1 protein-coding gene is annotated in these 301 nt (G+C 55.1%); it reads left to right on the top strand.

Annotated elements, in window-relative coordinates; translation table 11 throughout:
• A partial coding sequence (locus tag AMS65_RS19880; RefSeq protein ID WP_162231791.1) for a hypothetical protein occupies positions 1 to 207 on the top strand: 207 nt, incomplete at its 5' end.
• Positions 208 to 301 lie beyond the last annotated feature (94 nt).

The raw sequence follows: 301 nt of genomic DNA on the forward strand, positions 1-301 counted from the left end.
AGCGGTCTCGACGAGGTCGCCTCGGAACAGCACGGCGACACGGTCGGCGACGCGCTCTACGGCGCCGAGATCGTGCGAGATGAACAGAGCGCCGAACCGGTGCTCCTGCTGCAGTTCGCGCACGAGCGAGAGGACTGTCTCTTATCTACATCTAAAAAAAAAAACGGCCAAGTGATTTGGAACTCCGTCATGATATGTACACGCTGAGTATACATTCTCGCTATGCTCACTCTCGCTCGTCGTACATCCTTCTAGCTAAGCCGTAGGAGCAGATACGAAGCGACGTGTGTGAGTGCACATA

This window comes from Leucobacter celer subsp. astrifaciens (genome assembly GCF_001273835.1).
Lineage (GTDB): Bacteria > Actinomycetota > Actinomycetes > Actinomycetales > Microbacteriaceae > Leucobacter > Leucobacter celer.